Annotated in this window: 15 protein-coding genes and 2 tRNA genes; 7 read left to right on the plus strand and 10 right to left on the minus strand. The window is 72.9% G+C overall.

The genetic code is table 11. The features are described 5' to 3' along the window. Positions 1-70: 70 nt before the first annotated feature. The 6 genes from AB0D99_RS28790 to AB0D99_RS28815 all read right to left on the minus strand — a co-directional run bounded on the left by AB0D99_RS28790 (position 71) and on the right by AB0D99_RS28815 (position 5,830). Positions 71-1,396 (minus strand): HD domain-containing protein, encoded by a 1,326-nt coding sequence (locus AB0D99_RS28790; RefSeq protein ID WP_362368489.1) that lies wholly within the window; start codon positions 1,394-1,396, stop codon positions 71-73. Beyond that, complete coding sequence (locus AB0D99_RS28795; protein ID WP_362368579.1) at positions 1,393-3,003, minus strand: HD domain-containing phosphohydrolase; 1,611 nt, start codon at positions 3,001-3,003, stop codon at positions 1,393-1,395. The genes AB0D99_RS28790 and AB0D99_RS28795 overlap by 4 nt, the downstream gene beginning before the upstream one ends. Positions 3,004-3,141: 138 nt before the next feature. Next, positions 3,142-3,447 carry a mycothiol system anti-sigma-R factor gene (gene rsrA, locus AB0D99_RS28800; RefSeq protein WP_362368492.1) on the minus strand — a complete coding sequence of 102 codons (306 nt, stop codon included), beginning with the start codon at positions 3,445-3,447 and terminating at the stop codon, positions 3,142-3,144. Then, entirely contained in the window at positions 3,444-4,100 is a 657-nt protein-coding gene (locus AB0D99_RS28805) for a sigma-70 family RNA polymerase sigma factor (RefSeq protein WP_055641410.1), read from the minus strand. Before AB0D99_RS28805 ends, rsrA begins: the two co-directional genes overlap by 4 nt. Before the next feature lie 240 nt (positions 4,101-4,340). Continuing rightward, positions 4,341-4,976: an alpha/beta family hydrolase gene (locus AB0D99_RS28810; RefSeq protein WP_362368495.1), complete on the minus strand. Its 636-nt coding sequence runs from the start codon at positions 4,974-4,976 to the stop codon at positions 4,341-4,343. Between the two features lie 38 nt (positions 4,977-5,014). Beyond that, positions 5,015-5,830 (minus strand): SOS response-associated peptidase, encoded by an 816-nt coding sequence (locus tag AB0D99_RS28815; protein ID WP_362368498.1) that lies wholly within the window; start codon positions 5,828-5,830, stop codon positions 5,015-5,017. 102 nt (positions 5,831-5,932) lie between these two features. On the opposite strand from AB0D99_RS28815, the gene AB0D99_RS28820 reads away from it, so the two are divergent. The 4 genes from AB0D99_RS28820 (at position 5,933) to AB0D99_RS28835 (ending at position 9,409) form a co-directional block, all read left to right on the plus strand. Continuing rightward, on the plus strand, positions 5,933-6,619 hold the full coding sequence (locus AB0D99_RS28820; RefSeq protein WP_362368501.1) for a M50 family metallopeptidase: 687 nt from the start codon (positions 5,933-5,935) through the stop codon (positions 6,617-6,619). 28 nt (positions 6,620-6,647) lie between these two features. Continuing rightward, a complete protein-coding gene (gene aroA, locus AB0D99_RS28825; protein ID WP_362368504.1) occupies positions 6,648-7,976 on the plus strand; it encodes a 3-phosphoshikimate 1-carboxyvinyltransferase in 1,329 nt (442 codons plus the stop codon). Positions 7,977-7,979: 3 nt separating this feature from the next. Then, the gene (rsgA, locus tag AB0D99_RS28830; RefSeq protein ID WP_362368507.1) at positions 7,980-8,993 is read left to right on the plus strand and encodes a ribosome small subunit-dependent GTPase A; all 1,014 of its coding nucleotides are present in this window, start codon (positions 7,980-7,982) and stop codon (positions 8,991-8,993) included. 92 nt (positions 8,994-9,085) lie between these two features. Then, positions 9,086-9,409: a multidrug efflux SMR transporter gene (locus AB0D99_RS28835; RefSeq protein ID WP_362368510.1), complete on the plus strand. Its 324-nt coding sequence runs from the start codon at positions 9,086-9,088 to the stop codon at positions 9,407-9,409. On the opposite strand, the gene AB0D99_RS28840 is transcribed toward AB0D99_RS28835, so the two are convergent. Beyond that, positions 9,301-9,966, minus strand: coding sequence for a TetR/AcrR family transcriptional regulator (locus AB0D99_RS28840; protein ID WP_362368513.1), 666 nt, complete (start codon positions 9,964-9,966; stop codon positions 9,301-9,303). The genes AB0D99_RS28835 and AB0D99_RS28840 overlap by 109 nt on opposite strands. A 106-nt stretch (positions 9,967-10,072) precedes the next feature. Between AB0D99_RS28840 and hisN the strand changes: the two genes are divergently transcribed. From hisN to AB0D99_RS28855, 3 genes are all read left to right on the plus strand, one after another. After that, positions 10,073-10,873 (plus strand): histidinol-phosphatase, encoded by an 801-nt coding sequence (gene hisN, locus AB0D99_RS28845; protein ID WP_362368516.1) that lies wholly within the window; start codon positions 10,073-10,075, stop codon positions 10,871-10,873. Between the two features lie 176 nt (positions 10,874-11,049). Beyond that, positions 11,050-11,451, plus strand: a complete 402-nt coding sequence (locus AB0D99_RS28850; protein WP_362368519.1) for a CBS domain-containing protein — start codon at positions 11,050-11,052, stop codon at positions 11,449-11,451. A 235-nt stretch (positions 11,452-11,686) separates the two neighbouring features. Next, positions 11,687-12,106, plus strand: coding sequence for a Fur family transcriptional regulator (locus AB0D99_RS28855; protein ID WP_362368523.1), 420 nt, complete (start codon positions 11,687-11,689; stop codon positions 12,104-12,106). Between the two features lie 124 nt (positions 12,107-12,230). On the opposite strand, the gene AB0D99_RS28860 is transcribed toward AB0D99_RS28855, so the two are convergent. The 3 genes from AB0D99_RS28860 to AB0D99_RS28870 all read right to left on the minus strand — a co-directional run bounded on the left by AB0D99_RS28860 (position 12,231) and on the right by AB0D99_RS28870 (position 14,584). After that, positions 12,231-12,304: transfer RNA gene (locus tag AB0D99_RS28860), tRNA-Met, on the minus strand. A gap of 47 nt (positions 12,305-12,351) precedes the next feature. Continuing rightward, positions 12,352-14,307 carry a tetratricopeptide repeat protein gene (locus AB0D99_RS28865; protein ID WP_362368526.1) on the minus strand — a complete coding sequence of 652 codons (1,956 nt, stop codon included), beginning with the start codon at positions 14,305-14,307 and terminating at the stop codon, positions 12,352-12,354. Between the two features lie 203 nt (positions 14,308-14,510). Continuing rightward, positions 14,511-14,584: transfer RNA gene (locus tag AB0D99_RS28870), tRNA-Met, on the minus strand. Positions 14,585-14,614 lie beyond the last annotated feature (30 nt).

Below are 14,614 nucleotides of genomic sequence, written 5' to 3' on the forward strand. Positions count from 1 at the left end.
CTGCCGGTCGCTTCACCCTCTTGTTCGCATCCAACCATGCCCGGTTGGACGCGCGCTCATTACCCATGGGTTACCCAGGAGGGACAGGGGTGACGCCGCCCCTCGCCAGGACTCTGGCGAGGGATTCCACGACCTTCGGCTGGTGGTCGCGTGCCGTGGCCAGGCGGAGCCGTTCGAGGGCGGTGAGAGCCCCGCCCGCGCTGTCGCCCGCGAGCTCGTCGTAGGCGTTGACGGTACGGACGATCCGGGCGGGCAGGGGTTGCTCCCGGTACGGGTCGGCCTGACGCTCCACGACGACCGCGACGGCCGCGGGGACGCCGGTCTGACGGACGACCGCGCCGCCGAGGAGGGCGATCCGGCGCTGTTCCTCGGCGGGCAGGAGCGCCGTGGCGCCCTCGGGGACGGGGTCGACGAGGGAGAGCTGCCCGATGTCGTGCATGAGTGCCGCGTACTCCAGGACGGTCAGCTCGGCCCCGGAGAGTCCCAGCTCACGCCCGACGGCGGCGCTGAGCGCGGCGACCCGGTGGGCGTGGCCGGGGGCGGTGTAGCCGGCGATCTCGGTGGCGCGGGCGAGGGAGGCGATGGTCTGCCGGTTGGTGGTGCGCACGGCCGCGTACCGCCGGAACGAGACCTGGGTGAGCAGCAGCGGCACGCAGAAGACGGGCAGCGCCCAGAGCCCCGCGGCGGCCACCCCGAGGGCCATCACGGTGCCGGTGGCGCAGACCGCGGAGCCGATGCCGACGAGGGCGCGCAGCTCGTCGCGCAGGAGGGGGCCGTACGGGAGGGGGGTACTCCCGCCGACCTCGCCGGAGGTGCCGCCGGCCGTGTGCCGCGGGGCGCCGCGGGGGAAGGCGCGGGCCCGGAGCAGCAGGGCGCCGAGCACGGCGTCGCAGAGGGCGGTGAGGACGAGCAGGAGCAGCAGGTAGAGGGCGTAGGAGGGTCCCTGACCGAGGTACTGGGTGAGCTCGCCGGAGTTGTAGAGCGGCTGGAAGCAGAGGGCGGCGAAGGCGACGGTGAGGATGCGCCGGGCCAGGTGGTCGAGGCCGGGCCCCTTGCCGCGGGCGATGTGCGGGACGGTGCCGGCGAGCCCGCCGGCGACGACCACGGCGATGATCTGGAGGACGCCGTGGGTGGTCGTGCGCCCGGCGCTCTCGCCGAGCAGCGCGTACGCGAGGGCTCCGGCGGTGGCGATCGGCGCGGTCTCCCGGCCCGACGGCTCGCCGAGCGCGGGCGGTGCCTCCCAGCGGGCGAGCTCACCGAGCGCGATGAGTACGCCGAACGCGAGGGCGTGGCCCGGCTCGTCGACCCCGTACCAGAGGGTCGAGGCGAATCCGGCGACGGTGAGGACGAGCGCGCTGCCGTGGACCGCGCCGACCGTGACCGCCCCGGCCCTCACGCGCGCCCACCGGGCGGGACGTGCGCCTTCGGGGCCGAGAGGCTTCCGCGGCGGGTTCCGGTGACGCGGGCGCGGGCGGCCGCCGGCGGGGCGGCGTCCGCGCGCGGAGCCCTGACCCGGGCGGGTGCGGGGAGTCCGGGACCGGACGGGTCGCCGGCTCCGGGGGTCCGCGCCGGTTCGGGGGTCCGCGCCTCGGGGGTGCGCGCCGGTTCGGGGGTCCGCGCCTCGGGGGTCCGCGCCGGTTCGGGCGGGGCGGCCGTGCCGGAGGTCCGCGCCGGTGGTACGCCCGGGGGCGGCGGTTCGTCGGCGGTGACCGCCGTCTGCCAGCCGTGGTGGTCGAGTGCCCGGACCAGCGCCCGCACCATCCGCGGGTCGAAGTGCGTGCCCGCGCACCGCTCCAGCTCGGCGACCGCCGTCTCGACCGGCCGGGCCCGGCTGTAGCACCGGGTCGACGTCATCGCGTCGAAGGCGTCGGCGACCGCGACCACCCGGGCGAACTCCGGGATCTGGGGGCCCCTGAGCCCGTACGGGTAACCGCTGCCGTCCATCTTCTCGTGGTGGTGCAGGATCGCCGACCGTGCCTCGCCCAGGAATCCGATGCCCCTGACCATCTCGTGTCCGTACTCCGGGTGCAGCTCGATGATCCGGCGCTCCTCGGGTGTCAGCGGTCCGTCCTTCCGCAGCACCCGGGTCGGTACGCCGAGCTTGCCCACGTCGTGGAGGATCCCCGCGAAGCGGAGGATCTCCAGGCGCTCCTCGGCCATGCCCAGCTCCCGGGCGATCAGCACGGACGCCTGGCCGACCCGCTCGCTGTGCCCGCGGGTGTACCTGTCCTTGATGTCGACGGCCTGCACCAGGGCGCGGATCGTCGCCTGGTGCGCGGCGCGTTCGCGGTGGTACTGGGTGAAGATCCAGCAGGAGATGTACATCGGCAGCAGGACGAAGAGCGCGGCGACGGGCCCGTACGTGCTGCGCCACAGCACCGCCATCATCAGCCCGGCGAGCCCGTGGACGGCGTGCGGGGCGAGAGCCCGGACGAGGAGGCCGCGCCAGGCGCTGCCCGGGGCGAGGCCGTCGGCCGTCGTCCGGATGCCGCAGTCGAGGGCGGTCAGGGCCAGACAGAAGGTGAGCGCGGAGGCCCCGGCGGGCAGCAGGACGTACGGGAAGTCAGGCGTGTGCGTCCCGTGGCCGAGGACGTCGTCGCAGCTCAGGAGATCGGCGACCAGCGAGGCGGTCCAGACGGCGAGCACGAGCTGACCGGTCCGCCACAGCCGGCGCACTCCCGCGGGCCGCTGCTCGGTGCGGGAGAGCAGCGCTCCGGGCACCGCCGTGAGCGCGGCGGCGGAAGGCGGCAGGAGCAGCGCGGAGGCGAGCAGCACGGGAAAGAACGATCCGGCCCCCAGGGGGACCGAGCCGCCCAGCACCCGGCCGAGCAGCGGGCAGCGGCCGGGCAGCTCGCACGCGGCGTACAGGGCCGAGAGCAGCGCGACGGTGGCCCACGGGGTCCCCGCGCCGGGGTGCAGCGCGGGCAGGAGGCCCCCGGCGGCGCCGAGGAGAGCGCAGCCGATGTACACCCGGGCCGCCCGTGGAATCGCCATCACGCCCATCACGCCTGTCACGCTAGCGAGTTGGACGGCGCGCGAGGGCGGGCGGCGACCGATTCGCACCATCGGGTGATACAAGCTGATGAACGCGTGAGGGCCGCCGCGATCATCTCGCGACGGCCCTTCGGGCAGGGTCGGCGGTCACTCCTGGGCGGTCGCCGTGATGTCCACGTCCTGCTCGGGCACCAGTTGGCCCGAGCGGATGAGGTCGATCCGCCCCATGACCTTGGCACGCAGATCGGTGGGGACGTCGTCACTGCCGCAGCAGCGCTTGACGAGCTTCTTCACCGCCTGCTCCAGACCGTACTTCTCCAGGCACGGGGAGCACTCCTCGAAGTGCACCTCGAACTTGGTGCAGTCACTGTCGGGCATCTCATGGTCGAGGAACTCGTAGAGATGATCCAGGACCTCTGAGCAATCCGTCTCGTGCGGCTCTCCGCAGCTCATGAGCCCGAGCCTTTCAGATCGTTCGACGACTCTCCGGCGCCCGCGGGAACGAGCCCGCGGTCACGGGCGTAGTCCTCGAGCATGCCGCGCAACTGGCGGCGGCCCCGGTGCAGTCGGGACATCACCGTACCGATGGGTGTACCCATGATGTCCGCGATCTCCTTGTACGCAAAGCCCTCGACATCCGCGAGATAGACGGCGATGCGGAATTCCTCGGGGATCGCCTGGAGCGCTTCCTTCACGTCGGAGTCCGGCAGGTGGTCGAGCGCCTGCGACTCGGCCGACCGCAGACCGGTCGACATGTGCGACTCGGCACGGGCGAGCTGCCAGTCCTCGATCTCCTCGGCGGCGCTGCGCTGCGGCTCGCGCTGCTTCTTGCGGTACGAGTTGATGAAGGTGTTGGTCAGGATGCGGTACAGCCACGCCTTCAGATTCGTCCCCTCGCGGAACTGGTGGAACGAGCCGTACGCCTTGGCGTACGTCTCCTGCACCAGGTCCTCGGCGTCCGCGGGATTGCGCGTCATACGCAGCGCGGCGGAGTACATCTGGTCGAGGAATCCGAGGGCGTCCCGCTCGAAGCGCGCGTTGCGCTCCGCGGTCGTCTCCTCGGGGCCGTCGTCGGTCCCTGTGTCGGTCCCAGTGACCGGACCCACCTCCTCCAGCGCTGCGGCGAACCCGAATGCGGACCCGCTCGATTCGGAGGATAGACGAGGAACCGCTCCGCCCGCCGCCCGAATAGGGGCGTTCTTGGGAGCGGGCAGCACCGTCCAGTCGAGGTCAGCGGCCTGCGCGCGCTCGGGGCAGATGGTCGAACCCATGCGACGGACTCCCTCTTCCTTGCTCTCACACCGACATCGGACACAACCGTGGTCGCACCCTCCGCATTCCCGTCCTCAGGGGCGGAGTGACGCGACCCACGAGGTGACCTCGTCGACGATGAGTGCGAGGGTTCCGTCCGGTGTCACAGGGGCCTTCTTGGCGACGGCGAAGCCGTGATCGCCGTACGGCACCTCCACGAGCCGGTAGGGCCCTTCGGGGAACTCGCCGGGCTTCCCGAAGGCGTCGTTGCCGCCCTGGACGACCATCGTGGGCAGGCCCGTCCCGAGCAGTTCGTCGGCCCGGGAGCGCTCCGGCCGGCCCGGCGGGTGCAGCGGGAAGCTCAGCGCGAGCACGGCGGCGGCCCCGAGCTCCTGTCCGGTCCGGCAGGCGACCCGGGCGCCGGCGCTGCGGCCTCCGGCGAGCACGGGCAGCCCGGGCGCGGTGAGCGCGGGCCAGATCCCCCGCCAGCCGGTGTCCAGGGTCTTCGGGGCGGGCGCGACCTTCTTCCCGGCGACCCGCCACGGCTGTTCGACCAGCGCCACCGTCACCCCCTGCGCGGGCAGCGCCCCGGCCAGGGCCTGGAGGTCCCGCGCCTCGATCCCGCCCCCGGCTCCGTGGCCGAGGGCCAGGACGGTCCAGGGCTTCGTGCCGGGGTGCCAGGTGATACGGGCGTCCCCGGCGTCGGTCGTCACGTTCTCGCTCGTGGTCACCCGCCCATCCTGCCGCGCGGGACCGGCCGGGGCGGCGCTCAGAACAGCGTGCCGACCTCCGGACCCGCCAGCTCGGTCAGGAGTTCCGGTCCGTTGTTGCGGACGTTGCTGACCGCCGTGGCCACCGGGTAGGCCCGCATGAGGCCCTCCGGCGGGGCCGCCAGCAGGCCCTGGAGCTCGTCGATGTCCGTGCGGCGCGGGTCGAGCCACGCGTCCCAGCGGTCCGGGGGCAGCATCAGCGGCATCCGGGGGTGGATGTCCGCGAGGGAGTGGGGACCCTCCTCGGGAGCCACGCCGAGCGGGCCCTTCTCCGCCTCGGTCGTGATCACGGAGCACGTCACCCACCACGCCGACGGGTCGCCGTCGGGCAGCGTGCGGTCGCGCCAGAACTCGTACAGTCCGGCCATCGCGAAGACGGAGCCGTCCGCGGGGGTCACGAAGTACGGCTGCTTCCGGGGCCTCTTCTTCTTCCCCTCGACCTCCAGCTCGCGCTCGCCCGAGCCGGTCACCCACTCGTAATAGCCGTCGGCCGGCAGGATGCACCGGCGCGTGGAGAAGGCCCGCTTGAACGACGGCTTCTCGGCGATCGTCTCCGCCCGCGCGTTGATCATCCTGGCCGCGCCCTCCGGCGACTTCGACCAGGACGGCACCAGCCCCCACTTCAGCGTCCGCAACTGGCGAACCGGGCGCGGTGAATCCGCGTCTTTCAGGGGGCGTTCCAGAACCGCGTAGACCTCCTTGGTCGGGGCCACGTTCCAGTCGGGAGCCAGGGTCTCCTCGGGCTCCCACTTCTCGACCTCGAAGACACCCACCAGGTCCTCGGGCCGACGACTCGCTGCATACCGTCCGCACATACGTGCCACACTGCCACTCCCTCCCGTCGCCCGACCACCACCTTCGACGAAGGCGCCGCGCACCGGCACCGTTCCGATCCCTCCCGAGGAGCCGATCCGAAAATGACCGAAGTCCTCGGCACGCAGCCCGCCCCGGAAGAGTGGCTGGTGATCGTCACCGGCGTGGCCGCCCTGCTCGTCACGGTCCCCCGCTCGATATGGCGGCTGTCCCGCAACGCGATCACCATCGCCCACGAGGGCGGCCACGGTCTGATCGCCCTCGTCACGGGCCGTCGGCTGCAGTCCATCCGGCTCCACTCGGACACCAGCGGCCTCACCGTCTCGCGCGGCCGCCCGACCGGCATCGGCATGATCCTCACCGCCGCCGCCGGCTACACCGCCGCTCCGCTGCTCGGCCTGGGCGGCGCCTGGCTGCTCGCCGACCACCGGATCACGCTGCTGCTCTGGCTGGCCACCGCGCTCCTGCTGGCGATGCTCGTGATGGTCCGCAACGCGTACGGGATCTTCACCGTGCTCCTCACGGGCGCCGCGTTCCTCCTGGTCTCCTGGCTCACCGGACCGGACGTCCAGGCGGCGTTCGCGTACTCCGTCGTGTGGTTCCTCCTCCTCGGTGGGGTCCGGCCGGTCTTCGAGCTCCAGGGCAAGCGCCGCCACGGTGGCGCCCCGGACTCGGACGCCGACCAGCTCGCCCGGCTGACCCATGTCCACCCGGCGCTCTGGCTGTTCCTCTTCCACGCCGTCTCGATCTGCTCCCTGATCGGCGGAGGCCGCTGGCTGCTGGGGCTGTAGCCGGTGCCGTCACCACTAAAGTGAGGGCATGACCGAAACCTCCTCGCACGCCGACCTGCAGACCGACCCCTGGCCCGCCCCGTACGCGAGCGGTCCCGTCGACGCGACCGTCACCGTGCCCGGATCGAAGTCGGTCACCAACCGCGGCCTGGTCCTCGCCGCGCTCGCCGCCGAGCCGGGCTGGCTGCGCCGCCCGCTGCGCTCCCGCGACACGCTGCTGATGGCCGAGGCGCTGCGCACGCTGGGCGTCCGGATCGACGAGGGCGTGGGCCCCGACGGTACGGGCGAGGCGTGGCGGATCATCCCGGCCGCGCTGCGCGGCCCGGCGACGGTGGACGTCGGAAACGCCGGTACGGTCATGCGTTTCCTGCCGCCGGTCGCGGCCCTCGCCGACGGCCCGGTGCACTTCGACGGCGACGCCCGCTCCCACGAGCGGCCCCTGCACGGCGTGATCGACGCGCTGCGCGTGCTCGGCGCCCGGATCGACGACGACGGGCGCGGCGCGCTGCCGATGACCGTGCACGGCGGCGGGGCGCTCGAAGGCGGCCAGGTGGAGATCGACGCCTCCTCGTCCTCGCAGTTCGTCAGCGCGCTGCTGCTCTCCGCCCCCCGCTTCAACCAGGGTGTGGAGGTGCGCCACGTCGGCGGGAACCTGCCCTCCATGCCCCACATCCGGATGACGGTCGACATGCTCCGCATGGTCGGCGCGCAGGTCGACGAGCCGGAGACCGGTGGCGAGCCGAACGTCTGGCGGGTCTCCCCCTCCGCGCTGCTCGGCCGGGACCTGACCGTCGAGCCCGATCTGTCCAACGCCCAGCCGTTCCTGGCCGCGGCCCTGGTCACCGGTGGCCGGGTCACCGTTCCGGACTGGCCGGCCCGGACCACCCAGCCCGGTGACGCGCTGCGCGAGATCTTCACCGAGATGGGTGGTTCCTGCGAGCTGACCGAGGCGGGGCTCACCTTCACCGGCACCGGCCGGATCCACGGCATCGACGTGGACCTGAGCGAGGTCGGCGAGCTGACCCCGGGCATCGCGGCGGTCGCGGCGCTCGCGGACTCGCCGTCCACGCTGCGCGGCGTCGCCCATCTGCGGCTCCACGAGACGGACCGCCTGGCGGCCCTGACGAAGGAGATCAACGAGCTCGGCGGCGACGTGACGGAGACCGAGGACGGTCTGCGCATCCGTCCGCGCCCGCTGCACGGCGGCGTCTTCCACACCTACCACGACCACCGCATGGCGACGGCGGGCGCGATCATCGGCCTCGCCGTCGAGGGCGTGGAGATCGAGAACGTGGCGACCACCGCCAAGACCTTGCCCGACTTCCCCAGGATGTGGACCGAAATGCTCGGAGTCTGAGCCATGCGGCGTTACGGGAAGCACACCGACGAGGACGACATCCGCCAGCGGCCCAACCGCAAGGGCAACCGTCCCCGTACCAACATCCGCCCCAAGCACGAGGACGCGGTCGAGGGCATGGTCCTCACCGTGGACCGGGGCAGGCTCACCTGTCTGGTCGACGACCGGGTCGTCCTGGCGATGAAGGCGCGCGAGCTGGGCCGCAAGGCCGCGGTGGTCGGCGACCGGGTCTCCCTCGTGGGCGATCTGTCCGGTGAGAAGGACACGCTGGCCCGGATCGTCCGGATCGGTGAACGCAGCTCCGTGCTCCGCCGCACGGCCGACGACGACGATCCGTACGAGCGGGTGGTCGTCGCCAACGCCGACCAGCTGGCGATCGTCACCGCGCTGGCCGACCCCGAGCCCCGCCCGCGGCTCATCGACCGCTGTCTCGTCGCCGCGTACGACGGCGGGCTGGCTCCGCTCCTCGTCCTGACGAAGTCGGACCTGGCCAAGCCGGACGAGCTCCTGGAGATGTACGGCGCGCTCGGTGTGCCGCACGTGGTCACCACGCGCGACGAGTTCGTGGACGGGGTCGCCGCCGAGCGGGTGCACGAGCACCTGAAGGGCCGCACCACCGCGTTCGTCGGGCACTCCGGCGTCGGAAAGACGACCCTGGTCAACGCCCTGGTCCCGGAGGACAGGCGGCGGACCACCGGCCATGTCAACGCGGTCACCGGCCGTGGCCGGCACACCACCACCTCGGCGCTCGCGCTGCCGCTCAACGACAAGGACGGCGGCTGGGTCATCGACACCCCGGGCGTGCGTTCCTTCGGGCTGAACCACGTCGACCCGTCCCGGGTGATCCTCGCCTTCCCCGACCTCGTGCCCGGCACCGAGAACTGCCCGCGGGCCTGCAGCCACGACGAGCAGGACTGTGCGCTGGACGCGTGGGTGGCGGAGGGGCACGCCGATCCGGCGCGGCTGTACTCGCTGCGCCGGCTGCTCGCGACCAGGGAGCGACGCGACGGCGACTGAGTCGCGCACGTTTACGGTCGGTCGCTGCTGGTAAGTGCATAATCGCACCAAGTCAGACGAAGCAGTCACCGACGGCGTGGGAGGCACTGACGATGGCGTGGCTGCTGGTGGTGGTCGCGGGGCTGCTGGAAACGGGCTTCGCCGTCTGCCTGAAGCTCTCGCACGGGTTCACCCGGTTCTGGCCCACCGTCGCCTTCGCCTGCTTCGCGCTCGGCAGCTTCGGCCTCCTGACGCTCGCCCTGCGCAAGCTGGACGTGGGCCCCGCGTACGCGGTGTGGACCGGCATCGGCGCGGCCGGCACCGCGATCTACGGCATGGTCTTCCTCGGCGACGTGGTGTCCACCCTGAAGATCGTCTCGATCACGCTGGTGATCGTCGGCGTCGTCGGCCTCCAACTCTCGGGTTCGGCCCAGTGACCGTCGGCCGCTGACGGCGCGGGCGCGACGACATAGGACAGCGCGAGACGCAGGGCGACCTCGCAGGACCTCAGCACGTCCTCACCGCCGCCACCCTCGGACAGCACCGACGCGGCCCGGTCGCGGGCGAGTCCGAGCAGGTCGGCCGGGGAGGGAACGCCCGCGTCGGCCCGCCGCTGAGCGGGCACGGCGGAGGCCCGGGCACCCGCCCGGGCGGGCCGGGGCGTGGGGAGCCGCTCGCCCCAGGACCCGGTGAGCAGCGCGCGCAGCACCGGGCGGGCGCCCGCCGCGGCGACGGTCCACTCCGCGACCGCGGCGAGGTTGCGGACCGGCGGGACGGGTCGCGCGAGGACGCGGTCCACACCCTGGAGGTAGACATCGGCCTCGCGCCGCACGAGGGCCCGGGCCAGCCCCTCCTTGCTGCCGAACTCGTTGTAGAGGGTCTGCCGGGAGACTCCCGCGGCGGAGGCGACGTCGACCATCCGGACCGCGGACCAGGGCAGCCCCCCGAGCGCCGCCAGCGCGGCGTTCAGCAGGGCCTCACGGGCAGTAGGCATCGTCGCCTCCCGGCCAGAACGGTTCTGCGCACAGAGTTGACGGGCCGCCACGCACTGTCAAGGGCTCCCGTGGGGCCACGTCTCTTCGAGGGATAGAGTTTCGACCATGGCCGATTACCACGACGATCTGCGCCTCGCCCATGTCCTCGCGGATGCCGCCGACGCGGCCACCATGGACCGGTTCAAGGCGCTCGACCTGAAGGTCGAGACGAAGCCGGACATGACGCCGGTCAGCGAGGCGGACAAGGCCGCCGAGGAGCTGATCCGCGGTCAGCTCCAGCGCGCACGACCGCGCGACGCGATCCTCGGCGAGGAGTACGGCGTGGAGGGCACGGGCCCGCGCCGCTGGGTGATCGACCCGATCGACGGCACCAAGAACTACGTGCGCGGCGTACCCGTCTGGGCGACGCTGATCGCGCTGATGGAGGCCGGGGACACCGGTTTCCAGCCGGTGGTCGGCGTGGTGTCGGCTCCCGCGCTCGGGCGGCGCTGGTGGGCGGCGAAGGGGGCCGGCGCCTTCACGGGCCGCAGCCTGACGTCGGCGACGCGGATCCAGGTCTCGAAGGTCTCCGAGCTCGCCGACGCCTCCTTCGCGTACTCCTCGCTGAGCGGCTGGGAGGAGCGGGGGCGCCTCGACGGCTTTCTGGACCTCACGCGCGCGTGCTGGCGGACGCGCGCGTACGGCGACTTCTGGCCGTACATGATGGTCGCCGAGGGCGCGGTGGACATCTGCGCCGAGCCGGAGCTGTCCCTCTGGGACATGGCGGCGACGGCGATCGTGGTCCAGGAGGCCGGGGGCACGTTCACCGGACTCGACGGCCGGCACGGGCCGCACAGCGGCGACGCGGCCGCGTCGAACGGTCTGCTCCACGGCGAACTGCTGAGCTATCTGAACCAGAAGGACTGACCCGCGCGCGCGGGGGTGCTCCGCGCGCCCCCGCGCCGCCGGGAGCCCGCGCACTCCGACGCGCCCCCTTGTCGACCCCCTCGACCGGTGCCACGCTGAGAGTCCCCCCACTTGTGAACTTGTGAAACCGTTCTCGTTGAAGGCGGGAACGGTTCACCGAGGAGGTGGCTCCCTTCATGCTCGTCCGTGACGCCATGAGCACGGTGGTCCTCACCATCGGCCCCGCCCACACCCTCCGGCAGGCCGCCAGACTGATGTCGGCGCGCCGAGTCGGCGCGGCCGTCGTCCACGACACCGACGCCGGCGGGTTCGGAATCCTCACCGAGCGCGACATCCTCAACTCGATCGGCGCCGACCAGAACCCCGACCACGAGACCGCGGGCTCCCACACCACCACCGACGTCGTCTTCGCCGCACCCACCTGGACCCTGGAGGAGGCGGCCGCCGCCATGACCCACGGCGGCTTCCGCCATCTCGTCGTCCTCGACGGACACGGGCCCGTGGGCATCGTCTCCGTACGCGACATCATCCGCTGCTGGATCCCGGCACACCGGCACCCGGCGCCCCTGGCGAGCTGAAACCGGAGCGGGCGGGACCTCCGCAGGGAGGTCCCGCCCGCTCCTTCGCCACGACAAGCACCCTCGGCCGCGCAGGGCCTGGACGGCGGCGTCGGGCCGCTTGCCGAAGTCGTGTGCGGCCCCGACCCACGCCGACGCCGCATTCGATCCTACGATGGACAAAGTCCAAGTCAAGCCATCATCCAAGGTAACACCCGTTCGGGACCCCGATTCGGCCACTGTTAGTCTGGTTCGCATGAGCGACCTCTTGGAACGACTGCGCGGCCGCGGCTGGCGAATGACCGCGCAGCGGCGCGTCGTCGCCGAGGTCCTCGACGGGGACCACGTCCACCTGACCGCCGACGAGGTCCACGCCCGTGCCGTGGAGCGGCTGCCCGAGATCTCCCGGGCGACCGTGTACAACACGCTCGGCGAGATGGTCGCGCTCGGTGAGGTCATGGAAGTGGCGACGGACGGCCGTGCCAAGCGGTACGACCCGAACGCCCACCGCCCGCACCAGCACCTGGTCTGCGGGCGTTGCGGTGCCATCCGCGACGTCCACCCCTCCGGCAACCCGCTGGCGGACCTCCCCGACACGGAGCGCTTCGGTTTCACGATCTCCGGCGTCGAGGTCACGTACCGCGGCATCTGCCCGAACTGCGCCGCCACGGCCTGAACCGAGGCCCCGGCACGACGAAGCCCCCACCGGACGGTGGGGGCTTCTTCCGTACCCGTGCGCGACGGCGGGAACGACGAAGGCCCGGATCCATCGACTGGATCCGGGCCTTCGTGCCACTGAGTAGCGGGGACAGGATTTGAACCTGCGACCTCTGGGTTATGAGCCCAGCGAGCTACCGAGCTGCTCCACCCCGCGTCGGTGAACCCAACCTTACGGGACGCCCACGACCAGCGCAAATCCCTTCAGGCGGTCAGCTCCTGGTGCAGCGCCTCGCTCAGCCGGGCGGCCCGCTCGGCCACCTCGGCGGGCCCCAGCTCCACGGCCTTCGCACACCAGCGGCGGCCCTCCGACAGCTCACCGCGCCGCGCCGCGAGCAGCGCGAGCCGCAGCGCGGCGCGGCCGTGTCCGGCGCGGGCGGCGCGGGTCCACCACAGCGCGGCCTCCCGCTCGCTGCCCTCGCGGGCGAGGAGCAGACCGAGGTTGAAGGCGCCGTTACGGCTCCCGGCCTCGGCCGCCTCCCGGTACCAGTGGGCCGCGTCCGCCACGTCCCCGCGCGCGGCGGCGAGCATCCCCACCCGCACCTGGGCACGCCGATGGCCCTGCTGGGCGGCCCGCTCGTACCACTCCTCGCACTCGCTCTTCTCCTCCTCGCGCGGCGCTCCGAGCGCGGGCGGACCCGGCTCCGGGCGACGCGCGTCGAGGACGGTGGCCAGCCGGAACGCGGCCTCGGCGCTGCCGCCGCCCGCCGCGCACCGCAGATGGCGCTCGGCGGTCTGCTCGTCGCCGTCGCGCAGACTGGCGATGCCGACCTGCAGCGCGGCCTCGGTGTGCCCCGCGGCGGCCGCCCGCTCGTACCAGCTCAGCGCCGTACGGTCGTCGTCGCGACCCGCGTAGAGGATGCCGAGATTGAAGGCGGCGTCCACGCTGCCGGCCTCCGCGGCCTTGGAGAACCAGGGCTCGGCGCCGTCCGTGTCCCCGGCCTGCAGCAGGAGCACGGCCAGCGCGTTGGCGGCCTCGCGGTGACCCGCGTAGGCGGCACGCCGGTACCACTGCTCGGCGGGCTGGACGCGGTCCTGGGCGGCGCAGAGCAGCCCGAGGTTGTACGCCCCGTTCACATCGCCCGCGTCCATGGCGGCGCGGTACCAGCGCTCGGCGGTCTGCTGCTCGCCCCGGGCCGCGTGCAGGGCACCGAGCGCGTTGGCGGCGTTCCCGTCACCGTCCTGGGCGGCGCGCAGCCACCACACGGCGGCGCTCTCCTCGTCGCCGGCGTCGCGCAGCAGGAAGCCGAGCGCGCAGGCGGCCTTGGCCTCGCCCTCCTTGGCGGAGCTCAGGTACCAGCGGCCTGCCTCCTTGAGCTCTCCCCGCTGCTCCAGGATCGCCCCGAGGTGCAGCGCGGCACGGCGGTGCCCCCGCGCGGCGGCCTGCCGGAACCACTGCTCGGCCTCGGCGAGTTCGCCGGAGGGCGCGCCGGCGGCCCCGGGCTCGCCCTTCGCCGCATCGCCCTGTGCGCTGTCGGCCCGCGCCGTGTCGTGGGCGAGCGCGTCGCGTGCCGAGAGGCCCGAGGCGGACGGACCCCGGTTCGGCTCCTGGGTGCGCCGCTCCAGGGCGAGGGCGAGCCGGTACGCGGCCTCGCGGTGCCCCCGCTCGGCGGCGGCCCGCAGCCAGCGCTCGGCGCCGACGTCGCTGCGGTGCTCCAGGAGGTCGGCGAGGGCGTAGGCGCCCAGGGCGTGGCCCTGCTCGGCTGCCTGGCGCAGCCAGTACTCGGCGGCGGGTTCGTCGCCGCGCTCGCGGTGGTGCCGGCCGAGCGCGTGGGCGGCGGGCGCGGAGCCCGCGACGGCGGCCACGCGCCACCAGCCCGCGGCCTCTTCGGCGTAGCCCCGCTGGTGCAGCAGGACACCCAGGTTGTTGGCGGCCGCCCGGTCCCCCTCGGCGGTGGCGCCACGCAGATACGGCTCCGCGCCGTCCAGGTCCCCGCGGCGCAGCAGCAGCGCGCCGAGCACGCTCATGGACGCGGCGTCGCCGCTCTCGGCGGCACGCCGGTGGCGCGCCTCGGTCTCGGTCTCGTTCTCGGCGGTGGTGTCGACGGCCTCACCGCCGGCCACCACGGCCTCGATGATGTCGTCCGCGGCACTCTTGACATGCCGCTGTACAAACCGCCCTGTCTCCAACAGAGTTGCCCTGTCCCCCATAAATTCCATCGTCGCACCACCCGCAACGCGCGTACACCTGGTATACCGCAGCCAGTGAGGTCACTTCAGCGTTTTGTCGACATGCCCACAGAGAGATAAGTCAAACACGTCTCACCCCAACTCGCCCCCTCTCCACCGCGCTTCGGGTTCCCGCACGCCCCCCGAACACGACGAGGGCCCGGATCCTGATGGATCCGGGCCCTCGTCTTCAGTAGCGGGGACAGGATTTGAACCTGCGACCTCTGGGTTATGAGCCCAGCGAGCTACCGAGCTGCTCCACCCCGCGTCGTTGTGTCACCAAGGTATCACGACGCGG

The sequence above is a fragment of the Streptomyces sp. NPDC047971 genome (assembly GCF_040653355.1).
GTDB lineage: Bacteria > Actinomycetota > Actinomycetes > Streptomycetales > Streptomycetaceae > Streptomyces.

Excerpts from the sequence above, each read along its gene's own strand:
- AB0D99_RS28795 (WP_362368579.1), bottom strand. The coding sequence starts at position 3,003 with ATGGGCGTGATGGCGATTCCACGGGCGGCCCGGGTGTACATCGGCTGC.
- rsrA (WP_362368492.1), bottom strand. The coding sequence starts at position 3,447 with ATGAGCTGCGGAGAGCCGCACGAGACGGATTGCTCAGAGGTCCTGGAT.
- AB0D99_RS28815 (WP_362368498.1), bottom strand. The coding sequence starts at position 5,830 with ATGTGCGGACGGTATGCAGCGAGTCGTCGGCCCGAGGACCTGGTGGGT.
- AB0D99_RS28820 (WP_362368501.1), top strand. The coding sequence starts at position 5,933 with ATGACCGAAGTCCTCGGCACGCAGCCCGCCCCGGAAGAGTGGCTGGTG.
- aroA (WP_362368504.1), top strand. The coding sequence starts at position 6,648 with ATGACCGAAACCTCCTCGCACGCCGACCTGCAGACCGACCCCTGGCCC.
- rsgA (WP_362368507.1), top strand. The coding sequence starts at position 7,980 with ATGCGGCGTTACGGGAAGCACACCGACGAGGACGACATCCGCCAGCGG.
- AB0D99_RS28835 (WP_362368510.1), top strand. The coding sequence starts at position 9,086 with ATGGCGTGGCTGCTGGTGGTGGTCGCGGGGCTGCTGGAAACGGGCTTC.
- AB0D99_RS28840 (WP_362368513.1), bottom strand. The coding sequence starts at position 9,966 with ATGCCTACTGCCCGTGAGGCCCTGCTGAACGCCGCGCTGGCGGCGCTC.
- hisN (WP_362368516.1), top strand. The coding sequence starts at position 10,073 with ATGGCCGATTACCACGACGATCTGCGCCTCGCCCATGTCCTCGCGGAT.
- AB0D99_RS28850 (WP_362368519.1), top strand. The coding sequence starts at position 11,050 with ATGCTCGTCCGTGACGCCATGAGCACGGTGGTCCTCACCATCGGCCCC.
- AB0D99_RS28855 (WP_362368523.1), top strand. The coding sequence starts at position 11,687 with ATGAGCGACCTCTTGGAACGACTGCGCGGCCGCGGCTGGCGAATGACC.
- AB0D99_RS28865 (WP_362368526.1), bottom strand. The coding sequence starts at position 14,307 with ATGGAATTTATGGGGGACAGGGCAACTCTGTTGGAGACAGGGCGGTTT.